Genomic DNA, 18,979 nt, shown 5'->3' on the forward strand with positions numbered 1-18,979 from the left:
CTTCATGGATCCCTTCGGCGACGACACTCCGGTCTACGTGATCTCCGTGGCGGCGCAGCTGTCCGGACTGCACCCGCAGACGCTGCGCACCTACGACCGGATGGGCCTGGTGTCCCCCGGCCGGACGGCGGGCCGGGGACGCCGCTACTCGATGCGGGACATCGTGATGCTCCGGGAGATCCAGCGGCTCTCCCAGGAGGAGGGCGTCAACCTGTCCGGCATCAAGCACATCCTGGAGCTGCAGCGCGACAACGTGCGGCTCCGCGAGGAGCTCGGCAAGGCGCACGCGGCGCTGGAGGACCTCGCGAACGAACTCGAATCGACCCGGGCGGTCGCGGCGCGGCTCGCGCAGCAGCGGCGGCACGGGGAGCCGGGCGGCACTCCCGGCGCCGACCTCGTGCCCATCAGGCGCACGAGCGTCGTGGTGTGGCACGAGCGCGACTCGGACTGAACAAAGGCAGTGTCGGGGGTCTGGGGGTTGCCCCGGAAGGAAGAGCACGGGGTGGGGCGATGGACTACAAGCTGACGCAGAAGAGCCAGGAGGCGCTGTCGATCGCGGTCCGCAGGGCGGCGGCCGAGGGGCACCCCGAGGTGGACCCGCAGCACCTGCTGGTGGCCCTGATCGGGCTGCCGGACGGGACGGCGGTGCCGCTGCTGGAGGCGGTCGGCGCCGACTGGCAGGTGATCCGGCGGCGGGCGGAGGAGCAGCTCGCGGCGATGCCGAAGGCGCAGGGGTCGACGGTGGCGACGCCGCGGCTGTCCGGCCAGCTCCAGCGGTCGGTCAACACGGCGGCCAACCGGGCGCAGCAGCTGGAGGACGAGTACGTCTCGACCGAGCACCTGCTGGTCGGGCTGGCGGCGGACGGCGGTCCGGCGGCGGGCCTGCTGAAGGAGTTCGGCGCGACGCCCGAGGCGCTGCTGGAGGCGTTCGAGAAGGTGCGCGGCCACGCCCGCGTCACCAGCGAGAACCCCGAGGGCACCTACCAGTCGCTGGAGAAGTACGGCGTCGACCTGACGGCGGCGGCCCGCGACGGCCGGCTCGACCCGGTCATCGGCCGCGACCCGGAGATCCGCCGGGTGATCCAGGTGCTGTCGCGCCGGACGAAGAACAACCCGGTGCTGATCGGCGAGCCCGGCGTCGGCAAGACGGCCGTGGTGGAGGGCCTGGCCCAGCGGATCATCGCGGGCGACGTCCCCGAGTCGCTGCGCGGCAAGCGGCTGGTCTCGCTGGACCTCGGCGCGATGGTCGCGGGCGCGAAGTACCGCGGCGAGTTCGAGGAGCGGCTGAAGGCCGTCCTCAACGAGATCAGGAAGAGCGAGGGGCAGGTCGTCACGTTCATCGACGAGCTGCACACCGTCGTCGGGGCGGGCGCGGCCGAGGGCGCGATGGACGCCGGCAACATGCTGAAGCCGATGCTGGCCCGCGGCGAGCTGCGGATGATCGGCGCGACGACGCTGGACGAGTACCGGGAGCGGATCGAGAAGGACGCCGCCCTGGAGCGCCGGTTCCAGCAGGTGTTCGTCGGGGAGCCGACCGTCGAGGACACGATCGCGATCCTGCGCGGGCTGAAGGGCCGGTACGAGGCGCACCACAAGGTGCAGATCAACGACTCGGCGATGGTGGCGGCGGCGACGCTGTCCGACCGCTACATCACCTCCCGGTTCCTGCCGGACAAGGCGATCGACCTGGTGGACGAGGCCGCGTCCCGGCTGCGCATGGAGATCGACTCCCGGCCGGTCGAGGTCGACGAGCTGCAGCGCGCCGTCGACCGGCTGAAGATGGAGCAGATGAACCTGGAGAAGGAGACCGACGAGGCGTCCCGGCAGCGCCTCGAACGGCTCCGCGCCGACCTCGCCGACCGGCAGGAGCAGCTGAGCGGCCTGAACGCCCGCTGGGAGCGGGAGAAGGCGGAGCTGAACCGGGTCGGCGAGATCAAGGAGCGGATCGACCAGCTGCGCGGCGAGGCCGCGCGGGCCGAGCGCGACGGCGACCTGGAGACGTCCTCGCGGCTCGTCTACGGCGAGATCCCGGCGCTGGAGAAGCAGCTGGAGGAGGCGTCGGAGGCGACCGAGACCCGCGACACGATGGTCAAGGAGGAGGTCGGCCCGGACGACGTCGCCGACGTGGTCGCGTCCTGGACGGGCATCCCGGCGGGGCGGCTGCTCGAAGGCGAGACCGCGAAGCTGCTGCGCATGGAGGACGAGCTCGGCAGGCGGCTGATCGGCCAGGAGACCGCGGTCCGCACGGTGTCGGACGCGGTGCGCCGCGCCCGCGCGGGCATCTCCGACCCCGACCGGCCGACCGGCTCGTTCCTGTTCCTCGGCCCGACGGGCGTCGGCAAGACGGAGCTGGCGAAGGCCCTCGCGGAGTTCCTGTTCGACGACGAGCGGGCGATGACCCGCATCGACATGAGCGAGTACTCCGAGAAGCACAGCGTCGCCCGCCTGGTCGGCGCGCCGCCCGGATACATCGGCTACGAGGAGGGCGGCCAGCTCACCGAGGCCGTCCGGCGCCGCCCGTACTCGGTGGTCCTGCTGGACGAGGTGGAGAAGGCGCACCCGGAGGTCTTCGACATCCTGCTGCAGGTGCTGGACGACGGCCGCCTCACCGACGGCCAGGGCCGCACGGTCGACTTCCGCAACACGATCCTGATCCTCACCTCCAACATCGGGTCGCAGTTCCTCGTCGACCCGACGCTGGAGAACGGGGCCAAGCGGGAGGCGGTGTGGAACGCCGTCCGGAACTCGTTCAAGCCGGAGTTCCTCAACCGCCTGGACGACGTGATCCTGTTCGACGCCCTGTCGACCGACGAGCTGACCCGGATCGTCGACCTCCAGGTGGACCGGCTGGCCGACCGCCTCGCCGACCGGCAGCTCACGCTGCGGGTCACGCCCGCGGCCCGCGAGTGGCTGGCGCTGACCGGCTACGACCCGCTGTACGGCGCGCGGCCGCTGCGCCGGCTGGTGCAGACGGCGATCGGCGACCAGCTCGCCCGCGAGCTGCTGTCCGGCGAGGTCCGCGACGGCGACGAGGTGGTCGTCGACCTCGACGAGGCCGCCGACCGCCTGACCGTCCAGCCGTCGAGCGGCCTGAAGATGACGAAGTGACCGCGGAAGGCGGCCCGGGGGGTTCTCTCCCCGGGCCGCCTTCGCGTTCCGTCAGACCTCGAGGTTCTCCTCGATCTCGCGGAGGCGGTGGCGGGCGAGCGCCAGGTTGCCGCGGGCGCGGTCGAGCGCCATGTAGAGGAACAGCCCCTTGCCCTTGCGGCCGGTGACCGGCCGGATGACGTGGTACTGGCTGGAGATGCTGATGAGGATGTCCTCGATCTCCTCCTTGATGCCGAGCTGGTCCATCGTGCGGAGCTTGGCGCGCACCACCTCGGTGTTCCCGGCGGCCGCGACCTGCAGGTCGAGGGCCTTGGAACTGCCGAGCTGGCCGAGGGCCATCCCGCTGTTGTAGTCGACGACGGCGACGCCGATGGCCCCGTCGATCGTCATCATGTCCTTGAGCGCGAGATCGAGGTTGGACATGGTGCTCCCTTTCCTTGTCGTGTGCGCTTCGTTGTCGTGCGCTTCGTTGCGTGGCGCCGCGCCGTCAGGGGCGGCGCGCGCCCGTGAGGTGGGCGGCGATGGCGCGGGCGGCGGGCCGCGACTCCAGGTGGAGGCGGCCCACGTTGACGTCCGGGTCGGCGAGGACGGTGAGGGACGCGGTGGGTCCGGCGGCGTAGATGACCACGTAGCCGTCCACGCCGCGGATCACGACCTCGTGGAAGGCGCCGCCGTGCGCGGTCTGCGCGATCCGGTGGGCGAGGGACAGGCCCGTCGCCGTCACGGCCGCCATGCCGGCGGGCTCGACGGCCCCGGGCAGGTCGTGCGCGATGAGCAGCCCGTCCACCGAGGCCACGAGGCTCCCGTCGAGCCGCGGGACACGGGTCCGCAGCGACCTCAGCTCCGCCGCCACCGCCTGCTCCGTCGCGCGCACCGCCGCGGCCCCCGCGGCCGGTGCGCCCGGCGTGCCCGGTGCGCCCGCCGGGCCGGCCCCCGCTCGTTTCGCCACCTTCGCCAGCCTTTCGATCAAGTGAGCCACTCGGTCCCCAGCACGGTCAGCCGAACTCCACCAGCGCCGCGTGGAGCCGGACGAGCAGGTCGTGGTCCGCGGGCGCCCAGTCGGCGGGGACCTCCTCGCGGACGGGCGGGGCGCCGGGCCCGTCCGGCGGGCCGGTCCGCACCAGCGACGCCGCGGCGAGCCCCCGCACGGCGAGCAGGCACGCGAACACCGTCCGCCCGAGCTCGCGGGCCAGTTGGGCGGGGGTGCGCCTGTCGTCGGCGTTGAGCAGGATCTCCGCCTGGAGGCCGGTCAGGATGACGCGCTGCCTCCGGACGCGCCGGACCGGCACCACCGGCGCGACGTCGACGCTCCCGTCGGGCCAGGCGGCGTCGAGGAGGGCGCGGCGGCGGCGCTGCTCGTGGACGAGCGTCGCCACGGTGACCCGCCGGGGGCCGCCGCTCGGCGGTCCCTCGGTGAACGCCGGCTCGGCCCGCGAGGCGAGGAGGAGGCAGGCGGCGTCGAACATCGCCAGCAGACCGGCCAGTTCCCGGTCGGGCCCGTCCGGGAGGTCGCCGAGGCCCGGCGTGTGCCGGCTCTCGGCGAGGGTGACGGCCCCGCGGTCGACGTGGAACGCGCCGTCGCCGCCCACCCGCAGCAGGCCGGTGGCCTTCTCCCGTTCCAGGGCCGCCAGGGCCCCGGCGACCCATCCCGCGTTCGCGTCCGCCATGTCATCCGCCCGTGATCTCGCCGAGGAGATCGCGCACGCGGAGCCGGGCGAGCGCGATGTTGCCCCTTTCCCGGTCGAGCAGTAAATGGACGAACAGATGTCCGTCGAGATTCGCTCCGGTAAGGGCCAGCAAATGATATCCGTCCGTTCCGCAGACAATGATTTCCTCGACGTCGTCCCCCGCCGCGGTGGCGCTGAGCGCCGGCGACGCCAGCACCGCCCGCACCACGTCGGTCGCGCCGGCGGCGTCCTCGTGCTGGTCGAGGACGTCCTCCCGGCCGGCCGCCGCCACGGCGAGCCCGCTGGCGCAGTCGACCAGCGTGACCCGCCGCGCCCCCGGAATGGTCATCATCGACGCGAGGCACCCGTCAATGCCCAAGCCCATTTCCCCACCGAATGAGAGTTGCAAGGACTCGACCATAGCCAGAACATTGCCGCTCGCAAGACTTATCCGCAATTTTCCCTAGACAATCATGTATGGGGTATAAATACCGCCCGGTATGACGGGCGGTCAGGGTCGGTGCGAGGCGTCGCCCCCGGAATCGGTTCCCACCACCCCGCCGGTTGGGGGTCGTCCGCAACCGCGTCAGCCCGTGCGCCGGACCTCGCCGAGCCGACGGGCCAGGTACCGGCGGTCGGCGTCGGCGCGGGCCAGTGCGAGCGCCTCCCGGTAGGCCGCGGCGGCCTCCTCCGACCGGCCGAGGCGGCGCAGGAGGTCCGCGCGGGTGGCGTGGAACAGGTGGTAGCCGTCCAAGCCCTCGATGCGGTCGGCCAGCGCCAGGCCCGCCAGGGGCCCGTCCGCCATCGCCACCGCGACGGCCCGGTTGAGCCGGACGACGGGCCCGGACACCATCGCTTCGAGCCTTCCGTACAGGGCGGCGATCTGCGGCCAGTCGGTCTCGCCCGCCGTGCGCGCGGCGCCGTGGCACGCGGCGATGGCCGCCTGCACCTGGTAGGGGCCGGGTTCGCCCCGGCGGAGGGCCTCGTCCACGAGCGCGGCGCCCTCGGCGATCGCCGCGCGGTCCCAGCGGCTCCGGTCCTGGTCCTCCAGGGCGACCAGGTCGCCGGCCCCGTCCGTCCGCGCGGCGTGCCGCGAGTGCTGGAGCAGCAGGAGCGCGAGCAGCCCGGCGACCTCCGGGTCGTCCGGGGCCAGGCCGCGCAGGAGCCGGGCGAGGCGGATCGCCTCCGCGCACAGGCCGGCGCGCACCGGGTCGGCGCCCTCGGTCGCCGCGTACCCCTCGTTGAACAGCAGGTACACGACGCCGAGGACCGCCGCCGTACGCTCCGGCAGCAGGTGCGCGGGCGGCACCCGGTACGGGATGCCCGCCTGGCGGATCTTCCGCTTGGCCCGGACGAGGCGCTGCGCCATCGCGGGCTCGGCGACCAGGAACGCCCGCGCGATCTCCCCGGTGGTCAGGCCGAGGACCGTGCGCAGCGTGAGCGCCACGCGGGCCTCGACCGGCAGCGCCGGATGGCAGCAGGTGAAGACCAGCCGGAGCCGGTCGTCGGGCAGGCCGCCCGGGTCCGGCCCCTCCTCCGCGTCCGCCATCGTCCCCAGCTCCCTGAGCTTCGCGGTCTCCGTCGCGCCGCGCCGGATCCGGTTCAGCGCGTGGTTGCGGGCCGTCGTGGTCAGCCAGGCGCCCGGCCGGCGCGGCACCCCGTCGTCCGGCCATCGTTCGAGGGCGCGCGCGAACGCCTCCTGGGCGCACTCCTCGGCGAGGTCCCAGTCGCCCGTCATGCGGATGAGGGTCGCGACGACCCGGCCCCACTCCTCGCGGAAGGCCGCCGCGACCGCACGTCCCGCGTCCGTCACTCCTGTCTCCGTCACTCCTCCCCGAACGGCCAGAGGGGCCGCACCTCGATCGAACCGCGCCGCGCCGACGGGTGCCGGGAGGCGACGTCGAGCGCCTCCTCCAGGTCGGCGCAGTCGATCAGGTCGAAGCCGAGGATCTGCTCCTTGGTCTCGGCGAACGGCCCGTCCGACAGCAGCGTCTCGCCGTCCCGCACGCGCACGGTGGTCGCGGTGTCGGTGAGGCGCAGCCGGTCGCCGAACCTCCGGACGCCGCGGCCGTCCATCTCCTTCACCCACGCCTCGGTGTCGGCGATCATCGCGTCCTGCTCGGCGGGGCTCATCTCCTGCTCCTCGACCCCGCAGATCAGCATCAGGTAGTGCATCGTTCCTCCTCCTGTAGGTGGTGACCCTCGCCGGCTCCGAAACTCGTCGCCGGGGGCCGTCACTCTGTCGACACTCGGGCCCACCCGATTTCGACACCCGGCCGGTACGGAAGGCAGAGTTCTTCCATGAGGCTTCTGATGCTGGGCGGGACGGAGTTCGTCGGACGGGCGATCACCGAAGAGGCTCTTGCCCGCGGCTGGGACGTCACGGTCTTCCACAGAGGGCGCCACGAGCCGCCCCAGGGAGTCGTCTCGCTGCACGGCGACCGCACCGCGGAGGGCGGTCTCAAGGCGCTTGAGGACGGAGAGTGGGACGCCGTCATCGACACCTGGTCCGCCGCACCGTTCGTCGTCCGGAATACAGCGCGCCTGCTCGATGGACGCGTCACGCGGTACGCCTACATCTCCAGCCGCTCGGTGTACCGGTATCCGGAACCGTCCGGGCTCGGCGAAGAAGCCGAGGTCGTGGACGGCTCCCCAGACGACGGCGACGTCGACTACGCGGAGGCGAAGCGCGGAGGGGAACTCGCGGCGCTCGACGTCTACGGGGACAACGCCCTCCTGGTCCGGGCGGGCCTCATCCTGGGCCCGTACGAGAACATCGGGCGGCTGCCCTGGTGGCTGACGCGCATGGCACGGGGCGGCGACGTCCTGGCGCCCGGCCCGCGCGACGCCGGCCTGCAGTACATCGACGTGCGGGACCTCGCCGTCTGGACCCTGGACGCCGTCGAACGCGGGCTCGGCGGCCCCTACGACCTGGTCAGCCCACCCGGCCACACCACGATGGAGGAACTGCTCCAGTCCTGCGTCGACGTGACGGGGGCGGAGGCGAATCTCGTCTGGACGGCCCCCGAAGCGATTCTGGAAGCGGGCATCGAACCGTGGACCGACCTTCCCGTCTGGCTCCCGCCCGGAGAGGCGTACGACACCCTGCACCGGGGCGATGTCGGCAAGGCTCTCGCCGCGGGGCTGCGGTGCAGGCCCGTCCAGGAGACGGTCGCGGACACCTGGGCCTGGCTCCGGTCGATAGGCGGCAGCGCTCCGCAGCGTCCCGACCGTCCCGTGGTCGGTCTGCCCCCCGAGAAGGAGGCCGAGGTCCTGGGCTCCCGCTGACCTCCGGTGCGGGCGCGGGCCGGCCGCGCTGTGGACACATCGGCGCCCGTCCGCTAGAGAGGCGTTCTATGACCGCTTTGGTACTCGGCCCCCACCTCCGGCACGTGAGTCACCGCACCGCGACGATCTGGGTGGAGACCGATCGTCCGTGCGAGGTCAGGGTCGTCAACCGGGAGCATGGGGTGGACGCCGCCGCCCGCACCTTCACGGCGCACGGCCACCACTACGCCGTCGTCGAGATCGACGGGCTGGAGCCGGGGGCGCGGATCCCGTACGAGGTGGAGGCGGACGGCGAGACCGTCTGGCCCGAGGCCAGCGCCGGGTTCCCTCCGTCCCACATCAGGACGCTGCGCGAGCACGGCGAGCTGCGCATCTCCTTCGGCTCCTGCCGCCGCTCGCCCGGGACCGTGGAGGAGTACGGGCACGACGCCCTCACCGCGTTCGCCGACAGGCTCCGGACCGGCGGGGAGGACGCCGTCTGGCCGGACGTCCTGCTCATGGTCGGCGACCAGGTGTACGCCGACGAGCTGACCCCCCAGATGCGCGAGTTCATCAGCGGCCGCCGCGCCCCCGGCTCGCCACCGGACGACGAGGTCGCCGACTACGAGGACTACACCCAGCTCTACAAGCTCGCCTGGCACGACGACCCGGCCGTCCGGTGGCTGCTGTCCACCGTCCCCACCTTCACGATCTTCGATGACCACGACATCCGCGACGACTGGAACACCTCGTACACCTGGCGCCGGGAGATGTGGTCCCAGCCCTGGTGGAAGGCGCGCATCACCGGCGGCATCGGGTCGTACTGGATCTACCAGCACCTCGGGAACATGTCGCCTCAGGACCGGGCGTCCGACCCCGTCTTCGCGGCCGTCCGGGCCGCCTCCGACGAGACCGGCGACGCGGGCGCCGTCCTCGACGCGTTCGCCGAGAAGGCCGACAAGCAGCCCGAGACCACGCGCTGGAGCTACGCCCACGACTGGGCCGGCACGCGCCTGATCGTCGTCGACAGCCGGTGCTCCCGCCTCCTCACCGACGACCGGCGCGGCATGCTCGACGACGAGGAGTTCGACTGGCTGGACGGCCAGTGCCAGGGCGGCATGGACCACCTCCTCATCGCCAGCTCGCTCCCCTTCCTGCTTCCCATGGCCATCCACCACGCCGAGTCGTGGAACGAGGCCGTGGCCGAGGGCGCGTGGGGCAGGCGCGGCGCGGCGGTCGGCGAGAAGATCCGCCAGGCCGCCGACCTGGAGCACTGGGCCGCGTTCGAGAGGTCGTTCCGCGCCGTCGCCGCCGGCGTCGTCGCCGTCGGCCGCGGGGAGCGCGGACCCGCGCCGGCGAGCATCTCGTTCCTGTCCGGCGACATCCACTACTCCTATCTGGCGCGGATCACCACGCCCGCCACCCAGTCGAAGATCACCCAGATCGTCTGCTCGCCCCTGCGCAACCCGCTGGAGGGCAAGTTCCGGTGGGCGAACCGCATCGCCTACTCGCGGGCCGCCGGCCGGCCGTTCCGCGTCCTGGCGAGGCTGGCGAAGGTGCCCGCGCCGCCGATCCGGTGGCGGATGACGAACGGCCCCTGGTTCGACAACGCCATCGCCACCGTCGAGCTGTCCGGAAGCGCCTGCGGCGTGCGGTGGGAGACGCCCGGGACCAGCGGCACGATGTCCGAGATGGGGCGCACCGAGATCACGTGACGGACGGGTGCGTTCGTTTCACCCCCTCGATGAAACGAACGCACCCGCCGCGTGGACGACCCCGCCCAGACGCCGTCCACACCCCTCCAACGGCGCCGTGTCCCGGCTATGACGCGGCTCCCGCAGATATCTGTGACCAAAATGAGCGACAACAGGTGGTCAATCAGTCACAATGAGCAAGCATGGGACCAGGGGACGAGGTGGCGGCGCCCGGCGGCGCCGAGCCGAGCGATGCCGCACTCATCTCCCGGACCCGCGAGGGCGACGACGCCGCCTACGGCACGCTCTACCAGCGGCACCTGCCCGCCGCGCGCGGGCTCGCCGGCCATCTGGCCGGGCGCGACGCCGCCGAGGACGCCGTCCAGGACGCGTTCGCCAAGGTCCTCTCCGTGCTCAGGCGCGGCGGCGGGCCCGACTCCGGCTTCCGGCCCTACCTGCTCACGGCCGTCCGGCGGACGGTCTACGACCGGCAGCGCGCCGACCGGCGCGTCCACCACACCGGCGACATCGAGGCGTACGAGGTCGAGGAGCCTTTCGACGACCCCGCGGTCGAGAGGCTGGAACGCTCGATGGTCGCGCGGGCCTTCCTGTCGCTGCCCGAGCGGTGGCAGACCGTCCTCTGGCACACCGAGGTCGAGGACGAGAAGCCCGCCGACGTCGCCCCGATCCTCGGCCTGACCGCGAACGGCGCCGCCGCGCTCGCCTACCGGGCCCGCGAGGGGCTGCGGCAGGCCTACCTCCAGATGCACCTCGACGGCCTCGACCCCGGCGACGCGTGCCGTCCCGTCCTGGACAAGCTCGGCGCCTACGTTCGCGACGCGCTGCCGGGCCGCGACTCCCGCCGGGTCGGGCGCCATCTGGACGGCTGCAAGCGCTGCAAGGGCCTCCACACGGAACTGGCGCAGGTGAACACGGCACTGCGCGACGTCATCGGGCCGCTCGTCCTGGGCTCGGCGGGCACCGCCTACCTGGCGTCCAAGGGCGGCTTCCTCCTGTGGGCACGGCATCTGCCCAAAGGCCGGCAGCAGGTGCTCGCGGGGTCCGTGGTGGCCGCCGCCTGCGCGGTGGCGCTCGCCCTGACGCTCGTGTCCGACGACCGGCCCGTCCCCCCGCCTCGCACACCGCCGCCCGCCGCCGCCGAGCCGGTCGCCCCGCCCGCCGTCCGGCCGCCCGCCGCGAAACCGCCCGCGGTCAGGCCGCCGGCGGCGAAGCCGCTCGCGAAGAAGCAGGCCCCCGTCCGGCCGGCGGCCGCACCCCGGGCCACGCCGCCCCGCCCGGCGCCGAAGCCTCGGGTGAGACCGCCGCACGTCGGCAGGCCCTCCGAGTCCGCCCCGGCCCCGCCCAGTCCCGTCGAACGCCCTGGAGGCCTGCTGGTCCACATCGAAGTGCGGGTGCCGCTGCTGCCGGTCGAGGTGCGCGTCCACCTGGACCTCGACACGCCAGGCGGCGACATCCGCTTCATACGGCACCGCGCCGCCTCCCACGGCGATGCCCGCGGTCACGGCCGCCCTCCCGGGTTGAAGTGAGGGTCGCGGGCACGCCTGCACTGACCCCGCCATCTGATTCTTCCCGTAAAGATCCTTCGGAAGGGCCGGACGGAGCCTGAAGGGCTGGTAGCGTCCGCCGCGGCTCCCGAATCCTTGTTACCGAGGAGTCGCCAACCGGCGGCTTGCCATGAAAGAGTGGCGAATCGCCGTAACGGCCTACCGGGCAGACGGGCTTCACTACGCTATAAGCGCCCGGGGTCGCTACGCCGAAATGGGCACGCTGTGAGCTCCCGTGTTGAGGAAGGGCGGTGCCGCATGGATCGCTGCGCCCTGTTCGTGGACGCCGGCTACCTGCTGGCGGACGGTGCCATGGCGGTACACGGCACGCGCCATCGCGAGACCGTCTCGTGGGACTTCGGCGGCCTCCTGCAACTCCTCGGCAACCTCGCCAGGGAGCGCACCGGCATGCCGCTGCTGCGCTGCTACTGGTACGAGGCGACGGTCGAGGGGCGCCGCAACCCCGAGCACGACGCGCTGGCCGACCTGCCGGGCCTCAAGCTGCGGCTCGGCCGCATCCGCCCCGGCCGCCGCGAGGGCGTCGACACCGAGATCCACCGCGACCTGATGGCCCTGGCCCGCAACTCGGCGCTCGCCGACGCCGTCCTGGTCAGCGGCGACGAGGACCTCGCCCAGGTCGTCGCGGACGCGCAGGACCTCGGCGTCCGCGTCACGGTCGTGCACGTCGCCGTCGACGGCAACTGGACGATCTCCCGGGTGCTGCGCCAGGAGTGCGACGACCTCATCGAGATCGGCTCCAGCCACCTGCGCCCCTATGTCAACCTGCTCACCGGCGTCGACGGGGGCTCCTCGCTCGGGACGAGCCCGCTGTCCAACGGGCACGGAAGCACGAACGGGCACGCCTCCTCGCTCGGCCCGCTCCAGAGCCCCGCCGGCAACGGGCCGCCGCCCGCGTCCCCGCTGAGCATCCCGCCCGCGACCCCGGCCCCCGCGCCCGCCCCTCCGCCGGCCCCGGCGGTCCGCGACCTCGGCCCGGCCATGACCGGCGGGCTGGGCGGCGGGTCCTCCCCGACCGGCGGGCACGGCATCGGCACCGGGCCCATGCCGCTGCCCGGCGGCACGGGCGGCGGGCTCGCCGGATCGTCCTACGGCACCGGCGGGCTGCCGCTCCCGCCGAATCCCGCCCCGGCCGGGCCGTCCTCGACGCAGGCCCCGTCTCCGCCCGCGCCGCCGGCCCCCAGCCCGCAGTACACCTCGTCCCCCATCCCGGCGCCCTCCCCGCCGCCTCCCCCGCAGACGCTCCAGCCGCAGCCGTCGCCGTCCGGCGGCCAGCACGGCCCCTACACCGGCCCGCAGCAGATCTCCCCCGTCCCGGTGCAGCAGACCCCGACCCTCTCGGACGCCGTCAAGGCCGCCCACCAGGAAGGCCAGGACTTCGGCGAGTCCGTCGCCCGCGACGCCCCCGCGCTGTGGCTGGAGGCGGTCCTCGCCCGCAAGCCGCGCATGCCGTCCGACCTCGAGGCCCGGCTCCTGCAGGGCTCCTCGCTGCCCATAGACTTCCTGCTGCACGACGAGGTCCGCCACGCCCTGCGCCGCGGCTTCTGGGACGCGCTCGAACGTTCCCGCAGGTGACCTGACGTCGTTAGCCCCGGTATTCCACGATCATCATCGATTCGCCCGCTTCGGCCGGGCGGCGCCGGGTAGCGTTGAACCGTGACGCATGTGACGGAAGACGATCTCGACGACCTGGAGTTCGACACCCTGCGCACCGGCGATCACATCTCGGCGGCCCGCAGGCTGTCCGAGCTGGCCGAGTCGGTGTCCGGCGGAGTCTCACGCGCCAACGTCCTGCTGCGGGCGGGCGAGCAGTGGCAGCACGCCGGCGACCACGCCCGGGCCGCCGACCTGTACCGCCGGGCCATGGAGGACGGCGGCGAGACCTACGGCGACCCGCGCGCCTACCTCGCCGACGCGCTCTTCGAGCTGGGCCGCGGGGACGAGGCCCGCGCCCTGGTCGACCAGATCCGCGCCGACAAGCCGCGCGACCCCGAGGTGTACCGCGCCGTAGCCGAGGTGCTCTACGCCCAGGGCGACGCCACCGGTGCCCACGAGTGGGCCACCAGCGGGGCCGACGTCGTCCTCGAACTCCGCGACCGCGCCGTGGGCACGGGCATGGGCGGCGGCCCCGACGAGGCGCCGTCCCCGGACGCCGACTCCCTCACCCCCGGCCCGGACGACGTCGCCTTGGCCGAGGACAGTCTTGAGGCCCTCCTGCGCCTCCGCTACCGAGCCCGCATCGACCTGGGCCGAAGCGAAGACGACTACGACGCCCTCCTCGACGACCTTCTGAAGAACGGGTAACTCAGGGCCCTGTCACGAGCCGCCCCGTTCAGGCTTCCTCACAAGCGGGCTATGAGTTCGCTCAGGGATTGGGCGGCGGCGGTGGGGGGTTCGTGTTCGGTCACGGGCCAGCCGCGTAGCCGAGCCTCTCTGACGGCCTGGTCGTGCTCCGGGGAGGCGGAGCGGTCCGCATGGGTCCGGAGGTACCCGCAGGGCGCCTCCGGCCAATCTGGGGCCGTGGGGAGGTCGTCCTGCGGGGCGTCGTGGTCGTGCCGGGCCGGGCGGGGCAGATCGGCGTCGACGAACACGTAGCCGCCCACGGCGCGGTGGGCGGCGCGCTGCGCCAGGCCGATGCCGGGCAGCAGGGGGCCGGCGGCCCCGTGCGCCACGAGGACGAGCGGCGGCACCGGGGCGGTCGCGGTGATGGTGAGCGAGACGCGGGCGATGTAGCGGGGGCCGGAGTCGTCCGGGACGTCCGGCGCCACGACGTCCAGGCCGTACGAGCGGAGCATCTCGGGAAGGTCGCCCCAGGAGGCCGCGGTGGCGCCGGGGGCGTGCAGCAGGACGACGGTTCCGGGTGTCACCCCGCGAACCGTACACGGCGGGGACGGAGCGCGTACGCAGGGTCAATAGGGTTCTGCACGTGAGCGATCGTGATGAGCTGCTGCAGAAGATCAAGGACAAGGCCGTGGTGCACGGCGACTTCGTGCTGTCCTCCGGGAAGCGGGCGTCCTGGTACGTGGACCTGCGCCGGGTGACGCTGGACGGGGCCGCGGCCCCGCTCGTGGGACGGGTCATGCTGGACGCGACCGCGGACCTCGACTACGAGGCCGTGGGCGGGCTGACGCTCGGGGCGGACCCGGTGGCCGCCGCGATGCTGCACGCGGCGGCGGCCCGCGGCCGGGCCCTGGACGCGTTCGTCGTCCGCAAGGCGGGCAAGGCCCACGGGCTGCAGCGCCGGATCGAGGGGCCGGACGTGGCGGGGCGCCGGGTCCTCGCCGTGGAGGACACCTCGACCACCGGAGGCTCCGTCCTCACGGCGGTGGAGGCGCTGCGCGAGGCGGGGGCGGAGGTGGTGGCGGTCGCGACGATCCTGGAGCGCGGCGCGGCCGGCCGGATCGCCGAGGAGGGCCTGGAGTACCGGCACCCCTACGAGGTCGCCGACCTCGGTCTCGGCTAGCGGGCCTTGACGAGCCACTGGGCGCGCTGGCCGTTCGGCTCGCGCGGCTGGACCTTGCCGTAGATCGCGACCTGCAGGGAGCCGCCGTTGAGGGCGACGACCTGCAGGGGCGCCTCCTTGAACTGGAGGGTGTCGCCGGTGTTGAGCGTGCTGTTGGCGAGCACCTTGCCGCCGGCGTCGGCCACCCGGACCACGACGGTCGTCGGCTGGCCGGTCACGCGGATCACCAGGGGGAGCGGCGCCGTCGGCGAGGTCGTGGTCTCGTTGCTGCTCGGCGTCGTCCGCCCGCCGTCACCCGATGGCGATGCACCCGTCGCGGGTCCCTTCTTGTCGGGCTCGCTCATGATCGCGTTGACCAGGGCCATGCCCCCGACGATGAGCAGGGCCAAGGCGGCCATCACGGCCAAGGCCGCGATCAGTATGCGCGCGAGACCCCTAGGGTCCGACCGGTGACGTCCCACATGGGGAGGTTAGCGATAACTGTCACCGCTGAGCGACGGACGGGACTCTTCCGGACCATTCTTATTCGGACCGTGGTCCGCTTTGCGCCCCTTCAGGACCTCCCGAATGATCGGAATGACCGAGAGAACCAGGATGACCGCTACGCCCGGGAGGATGTATTTCTCAACGTCGGGCACTTCGGACCCGAGGAAGTGGCCGAGGAGGAACAGCGCGTCCGTCCAGACGATGCCGCCGATCGCGTTCCAGACGAAGAACTTCTTCGCGTCCATGCCCAGCATCCCGGCGAGCGGGTTGAGGAACGTCCGGACAATCGGGATGAACCGGGCAAGGACCACCGCCTTCGCGGGGCCGAACCGGTTGAAGTAGTACTCGGCCTTCTCCACCCACTCCTGTTTGAAGATGCGCGAGTCCGGCCGGTCGAAGAGCTTGCGGCCGTAGCGGGCGCCGAGGAAGTGGCCGAGCTGGGCGCCGGCGATCGCCGCCACCGGCCCGCCGATCAGCAGCCAGGGCAGCGACAGCGGCTGGAAGTCCTGGCCGTTGACGGTCGAGACCGCCGTGAGGATCCCCGCCGTGAACAGCAGCGAGTCGCCCGGAAGGATGCAGCCGATCAGCAGGCCGGTCTCCGCGAAGATGATGGCGAGCACGCCGATCGTCGCGAATGTGCCGAAAAGCTGCAGCCATGCGGTCGGGTGCAGCCACTCGGTGATGTCAAGGGGAAGGGCAGTGAGATCCACACAGCGAGCGTACCTTTCCCCACGCTCCGATTAGGCGAGATACTGGGCGCGGACGGCATGCCCGACCCGGAAACCGCGTGACCTGGGCAGTCACTGGGTACGCGGACGTCCGGGAGCTACCGCCCGGCCGGATGCCCGGCGGCACCCTGCGTATGAAAGGACGCTGACAATGCCCATCGCAACGCCCGAGGTCTACGCGGAGATGCTCGACCGTGCGAAGCGCGACGGCTTCGCCTTCCCCGCGATCAACGTGACGTCCAGCCAGACGCTGAACGCCGCGCTGCGCGGTTTCGCGGAGGCCGAGAGCGACGGCATCGTGCAGGTGTCCACCGGAGGAGCCGAGTACCTGTCCGGCTCCACGGTGAAGGACATGGTCACGGGCGCGACCGCGCTGGCGGAGTACGCCCGGGTCGTGGCGGCCAAGTACCCGGTGAACATCGCCCTGCACACCGACCACTGCCCGAAGGACAAGCTGGACGGCTTCATGCGGCCGCTGGTGAAGATCTCGCAGGAGCGGGTGGCGCGCGGCGAGGAGCCGCTGTTCCAGTCGCACATGTGGGACGGGTCCGCCGTCGAGCTGCACGAGAACCTGCGGATCGCCGCCGAACTCCTGGAGGAGTGCGCCAAGGCCCGGATCATCATGGAGATGGAGATCGGGGTCGTGGGCGGCGAGGAGGACGGCGTCGCCAACGAGATCAACGAGAAGCTCTACACGACGCCCGGCGACGCGCTCGCGACCGCCGAGGCCGTCGGCGTGGGCGAGAAGGGCCGCTACATCCTGGCCGCGACGTTCGGGAACGTGCACGGCGTCTACAAGCCGGGCTCGGTCAAGCTGCGTCCCGCGGTGCTCAAGGAGATCCAGGACGCGGTCGCCGCCAAGTACGGCAAGGACAAGCCGTTCGACCTGGTGTTCCACGGCGGCTCGGGCTCCACGCTGGAGGAGATCCGGGAGGCGGTGTCGTACGGCGTCGTCAAGATGAACATCGACACCGACACCCAGTACGCCTTCACCCGCCCGGTCGCCGATCACATGTTCCGCAACTACGACGGCGTGCTGAAGGTCGACGGCGAGGTCGGCAACAAGAAGCAGTACGACCCGCGCTCGTGGGGCAAGGCGGCGGAGGCCGCGATGGCCGCCCGCATCGTCCAGGCCGCCGAGAACCTCCAGTCCGCCGGCCAGAAGCTGAAGTAGCGGAGCGGGCCGGGGGCCGCAGGGCCCCCGGCCATGCCCGTTGCCTGACGAAACGCGGGTAGGCTCCGAAGCGTGGCACTGCCCCGCACGTACGACTCGCAGAACTGCTCGGTCGCCCGCTCGCTGGAGGTCGTCGGCGACCGCTGGACGATGCTGGTGATCCGCAGCGCGTTCCAGGGCGTGCGGCGCTTCGACGACTTCCAGCAGGCCCTGGGCGTGGCCCGCAACGTCCTCACCGACCGGCTCAACCGGCTCTGCGACGAGGGCATCATGCGCCGCGTCCCGTACCAGCAGCGGCCGGAGCGGCACGAGTACCGGCTGACCCGCAAGGGCGTGGAGCTGTGGCCCGCGGTCATGACCCTGATGATGTGGGGCGACCGCCACTACGCGCCGGAGGGCCCGCCGCTGATCATCGGGCACCGGGGCTGCGACGGCGCGCTGACCCCCGCGTTCACGTGCGGCTCCTGCGGCGCGCACCTCGGCCCCGCCGACGTCGCCCCCCGCCCCGGCCCGAGCGCCTAGGCCGTGTTCCGGAGTCCGGGCCCCCTTCGAGCCGGGCCCTAGTTCCGCCGGACGCCCCCGAGCCGGTCTCCCGTCATGGCGGTCCCTTTCCGGACGGCCCGAGATGCTCCCGGAGTGCTCGCGGCGGTCGCGGGAGCGGCTGTGCTTCCCGGTCTCCGTCGGTACCATCCGAGCCCAGGCGCGCACCGAGGACGGCAGGGCGTGGTTCGGCGATGAACAGCAGTCTGGTCCGGGCGGCGCGGCGCGGGGCGGAAGCGCAGGTCGCGCACGTCTCAGTCGTCCGGCACGCGGCCGCCCGGGGGCTGGTCGCGCGGGTCTACGGCCAGCTCGAACGGGACTTCGGCATCCTCGCGCCGCCGGTGATCCTGCACTCCCCCGTCCCCGACCTGCTCGCCGCCGTGTGGACGATGCTGCGCGAGACCCTGGTCGTGCCGGGGGAGGCCGACCGCGCGGCCAAGGAGGCCGCCGCCGCGGCGGTGTCGCTCGGCAACTCCTGCCCCTACTGCGTGGCGGCGCACAGCACCACGCTGCACGGGCTCGTGCGCGGGCGCGACGCCGCCGCGATCGCCGCGGGCAGGCTCGGCGAGGTGCGCGACCCGCGCATCCGCGCGATCGCCGAGTGGGGCGAGCGGTTCGGCACGCCCGGGGCGCCCGGGCGCCCGTTCCCGCCCGAGCAGGCGCCCGAGATCGTCGGCACCGCCTTCGCCTTCCACTACTACAACCGGATGGTCAACATCTTCCTGGGCGACTCGCCGTTCCCCCCGAAGGCCCCGGCACGGGCGCACGGCGCGATCAGCCGGGTGGTGGGCCGCCTGATGGCCGCGAGCTCGCGCGCCCGGCACGCGCCGGGCGACTCCCTCGGCCTGCTGCCGGCCGCGCCGGCGTCCGGCGCGCCGCCCTGGACGGCGGGCAACGAGGTGATCGCCGATGCGCTCGCGCGCGCGTCGGCCGTCATCGACCGGGCGGGCGAGCGGGTGGTGCCGGCGCCCGTCCGGGACCTGCTGGCCGCCGAGCTCGCCGGGTGGGACGGGCGCACGGCCGAGCCCGCGCGGATCGACGCGGCCGTGGCCGGGCTTCCGGCGGCGCACCGTCCCGCCGGACGGCTCGTGCTGCTGACCGCGCTCGCCTCGCACCGGGTCGGCCCGGCGGTCATCGCGGAGTTCCGCCGCGACGACGGTGCGGACGCCCGCCTGCTGGAATGCCTGGCATGGGCCGCGTTCACCGCCGCGCGGGCGGCGGCGGCCTGAGCCGGGCCGCCGGAGTTACGGGCCGTTTCGCGGAATTCGG

General features: G+C 73.0%; 20 protein-coding genes. 11 read left to right on the forward strand and 9 right to left on the reverse strand.

The window, feature by feature from the left end:
• Window positions 1-4: 4 nt before the first annotated feature.
• Window positions 5-451 (forward strand): heat shock protein transcriptional repressor HspR, encoded by a 447-nt coding sequence (locus ABD944_RS01075; RefSeq protein ID WP_345171334.1) that lies wholly within the window; start codon window positions 5-7, stop codon window positions 449-451.
• A 59-nt stretch (window positions 452-510) separates the two neighbouring features.
• Entirely contained in the window at window positions 511-3,108 is a 2,598-nt protein-coding gene (clpB, locus tag ABD944_RS01080) for an ATP-dependent chaperone ClpB (RefSeq protein WP_345171336.1), read from the forward strand.
• A gap of 51 nt (window positions 3,109-3,159) precedes the next feature.
• Here clpB and ABD944_RS01085 read toward each other — a convergent pair whose 3' ends face one another.
• The 6 genes from ABD944_RS01085 to ABD944_RS01110 form a co-directional block, all read right to left on the reverse strand.
• Entirely contained in the window at window positions 3,160-3,531 is a 372-nt protein-coding gene (locus ABD944_RS01085; RefSeq protein ID WP_345171338.1) for a hypothetical protein, read from the reverse strand.
• A gap of 64 nt (window positions 3,532-3,595) precedes the next feature.
• Complete coding sequence (locus tag ABD944_RS01090; protein ID WP_345171340.1) at window positions 3,596-4,057, reverse strand: roadblock/LC7 domain-containing protein; 462 nt, start codon at window positions 4,055-4,057, stop codon at window positions 3,596-3,598.
• A gap of 46 nt (window positions 4,058-4,103) precedes the next feature.
• Complete coding sequence (locus tag ABD944_RS01095; protein WP_345171342.1) at window positions 4,104-4,775, reverse strand: hypothetical protein; 672 nt, start codon at window positions 4,773-4,775, stop codon at window positions 4,104-4,106.
• Window position 4,776: 1 nt separating this feature from the next.
• On the reverse strand, window positions 4,777-5,196 hold the full coding sequence (locus ABD944_RS01100) for a hypothetical protein (RefSeq protein WP_345171344.1): 420 nt from the start codon (window positions 5,194-5,196) through the stop codon (window positions 4,777-4,779).
• 165 nt (window positions 5,197-5,361) lie between these two features.
• Window positions 5,362-6,603 carry an RNA polymerase sigma factor gene (locus tag ABD944_RS01105; protein WP_345171346.1) on the reverse strand — a complete coding sequence of 414 codons (1,242 nt, stop codon included), beginning with the start codon at window positions 6,601-6,603 and terminating at the stop codon, window positions 5,362-5,364.
• Window positions 6,600-6,950: a YciI family protein gene (locus tag ABD944_RS01110; protein ID WP_345171348.1), complete on the reverse strand. Its 351-nt coding sequence runs from the start codon at window positions 6,948-6,950 to the stop codon at window positions 6,600-6,602. The genes ABD944_RS01105 and ABD944_RS01110 overlap by 4 nt, the downstream gene beginning before the upstream one ends.
• 126 nt (window positions 6,951-7,076) lie before the next feature.
• Between ABD944_RS01110 and ABD944_RS01115 the strand changes: the two genes are divergently transcribed.
• From ABD944_RS01115 to ABD944_RS01135, 5 genes are all read left to right on the forward strand, one after another.
• Entirely contained in the window at window positions 7,077-8,063 is a 987-nt protein-coding gene (locus ABD944_RS01115) for an NAD-dependent epimerase/dehydratase family protein (RefSeq protein ID WP_345171350.1), read from the forward strand.
• Between the two features lie 68 nt (window positions 8,064-8,131).
• Window positions 8,132-9,757, forward strand: a complete 1,626-nt coding sequence (locus ABD944_RS01120) for a DUF7800 domain-containing protein (protein ID WP_345171352.1) — start codon at window positions 8,132-8,134, stop codon at window positions 9,755-9,757.
• A gap of 182 nt (window positions 9,758-9,939) precedes the next feature.
• On the forward strand, window positions 9,940-11,283 hold the full coding sequence (locus tag ABD944_RS01125) for a sigma-70 family RNA polymerase sigma factor (RefSeq protein WP_345171354.1): 1,344 nt from the start codon (window positions 9,940-9,942) through the stop codon (window positions 11,281-11,283).
• 276 nt (window positions 11,284-11,559) lie between these two features.
• The gene (locus ABD944_RS01130; RefSeq protein ID WP_345171356.1) at window positions 11,560-12,894 is read left to right on the forward strand and encodes an NYN domain-containing protein; all 1,335 of its coding nucleotides are present in this window, start codon (window positions 11,560-11,562) and stop codon (window positions 12,892-12,894) included.
• An 81-nt stretch (window positions 12,895-12,975) separates the two neighbouring features.
• Window positions 12,976-13,623 (forward strand): tetratricopeptide repeat protein, encoded by a 648-nt coding sequence (locus tag ABD944_RS01135; protein WP_345171358.1) that lies wholly within the window; start codon window positions 12,976-12,978, stop codon window positions 13,621-13,623.
• Between the two features lie 38 nt (window positions 13,624-13,661).
• Here the strand turns inward: ABD944_RS01135 and ABD944_RS01140 are convergent, their stop codons facing one another.
• Window positions 13,662-14,186: a lipase family protein gene (locus ABD944_RS01140; RefSeq protein ID WP_345171360.1), complete on the reverse strand. Its 525-nt coding sequence runs from the start codon at window positions 14,184-14,186 to the stop codon at window positions 13,662-13,664.
• A 59-nt stretch (window positions 14,187-14,245) separates the two neighbouring features.
• On the opposite strand from ABD944_RS01140, the gene pyrE reads away from it, so the two are divergent.
• Window positions 14,246-14,782: an orotate phosphoribosyltransferase gene (pyrE, locus tag ABD944_RS01145; protein ID WP_345171362.1), complete on the forward strand. Its 537-nt coding sequence runs from the start codon at window positions 14,246-14,248 to the stop codon at window positions 14,780-14,782.
• Here pyrE and ABD944_RS01150 read toward each other — a convergent pair.
• Window positions 14,779-15,180, reverse strand: coding sequence for a RodZ domain-containing protein (locus ABD944_RS01150; RefSeq protein WP_345171829.1), 402 nt, complete (start codon window positions 15,178-15,180; stop codon window positions 14,779-14,781). The genes pyrE and ABD944_RS01150 overlap by 4 nt on opposite strands.
• A gap of 72 nt (window positions 15,181-15,252) precedes the next feature.
• Entirely contained in the window at window positions 15,253-15,978 is a 726-nt protein-coding gene (locus ABD944_RS01155) for a DedA family protein (protein ID WP_345171364.1), read from the reverse strand.
• Between the two features lie 169 nt (window positions 15,979-16,147).
• Between ABD944_RS01155 and fbaA the strand changes: the two genes are divergently transcribed.
• The 3 genes from fbaA to ABD944_RS01170 all read left to right on the forward strand — a co-directional run bounded on the left by fbaA (window position 16,148) and on the right by ABD944_RS01170 (window position 18,939).
• Window positions 16,148-17,170, forward strand: coding sequence for a class II fructose-bisphosphate aldolase (fbaA, locus tag ABD944_RS01160; RefSeq protein ID WP_345171366.1), 1,023 nt, complete (start codon window positions 16,148-16,150; stop codon window positions 17,168-17,170).
• A 72-nt stretch (window positions 17,171-17,242) separates the two neighbouring features.
• Complete coding sequence (locus tag ABD944_RS01165) at window positions 17,243-17,692, forward strand: winged helix-turn-helix transcriptional regulator (protein ID WP_345171368.1); 450 nt, start codon at window positions 17,243-17,245, stop codon at window positions 17,690-17,692.
• Window positions 17,693-17,904: 212 nt separating this feature from the next.
• The gene (locus ABD944_RS01170; RefSeq protein ID WP_345171370.1) at window positions 17,905-18,939 is read left to right on the forward strand and encodes a carboxymuconolactone decarboxylase family protein; all 1,035 of its coding nucleotides are present in this window, start codon (window positions 17,905-17,907) and stop codon (window positions 18,937-18,939) included.
• Window positions 18,940-18,979: the final 40 nt, after the last annotated feature.

The sequence above is a fragment of the Actinomadura verrucosospora genome (genome assembly GCF_039540335.1).
In the GTDB taxonomy this organism is placed as follows: domain Bacteria; phylum Actinomycetota; class Actinomycetes; order Streptosporangiales; family Streptosporangiaceae; genus Spirillospora; species Spirillospora verrucosospora.

Coding starts and splice junctions, on each gene's coding strand:
- ABD944_RS01075 (WP_345171334.1), top strand. CDS start 5: ATGGATCCCTTCGGCGACGACACTCCGGTCTACGTGATCTCCGTGGCG.
- clpB (WP_345171336.1), top strand. CDS start 511: ATGGACTACAAGCTGACGCAGAAGAGCCAGGAGGCGCTGTCGATCGCG.
- ABD944_RS01085 (WP_345171338.1), bottom strand. CDS start 3,531: ATGTCCAACCTCGATCTCGCGCTCAAGGACATGATGACGATCGACGGG.
- ABD944_RS01095 (WP_345171342.1), bottom strand. CDS start 4,775: ATGGCGGACGCGAACGCGGGATGGGTCGCCGGGGCCCTGGCGGCCCTG.
- ABD944_RS01100 (WP_345171344.1), bottom strand. CDS start 5,196: ATGGTCGAGTCCTTGCAACTCTCATTCGGTGGGGAAATGGGCTTGGGC.
- ABD944_RS01110 (WP_345171348.1), bottom strand. CDS start 6,950: ATGCACTACCTGATGCTGATCTGCGGGGTCGAGGAGCAGGAGATGAGC.
- ABD944_RS01115 (WP_345171350.1), top strand. CDS start 7,077: ATGAGGCTTCTGATGCTGGGCGGGACGGAGTTCGTCGGACGGGCGATC.
- ABD944_RS01120 (WP_345171352.1), top strand. CDS start 8,132: ATGACCGCTTTGGTACTCGGCCCCCACCTCCGGCACGTGAGTCACCGC.
- ABD944_RS01125 (WP_345171354.1), top strand. CDS start 9,940: ATGGGACCAGGGGACGAGGTGGCGGCGCCCGGCGGCGCCGAGCCGAGC.
- ABD944_RS01130 (WP_345171356.1), top strand. CDS start 11,560: ATGGATCGCTGCGCCCTGTTCGTGGACGCCGGCTACCTGCTGGCGGAC.
- ABD944_RS01150 (WP_345171829.1), bottom strand. CDS start 15,180: ATGGCCGCCTTGGCCCTGCTCATCGTCGGGGGCATGGCCCTGGTCAAC.
- fbaA (WP_345171366.1), top strand. CDS start 16,148: ATGCCCATCGCAACGCCCGAGGTCTACGCGGAGATGCTCGACCGTGCG.
- ABD944_RS01170 (WP_345171370.1), top strand. CDS start 17,905: ATGAACAGCAGTCTGGTCCGGGCGGCGCGGCGCGGGGCGGAAGCGCAG.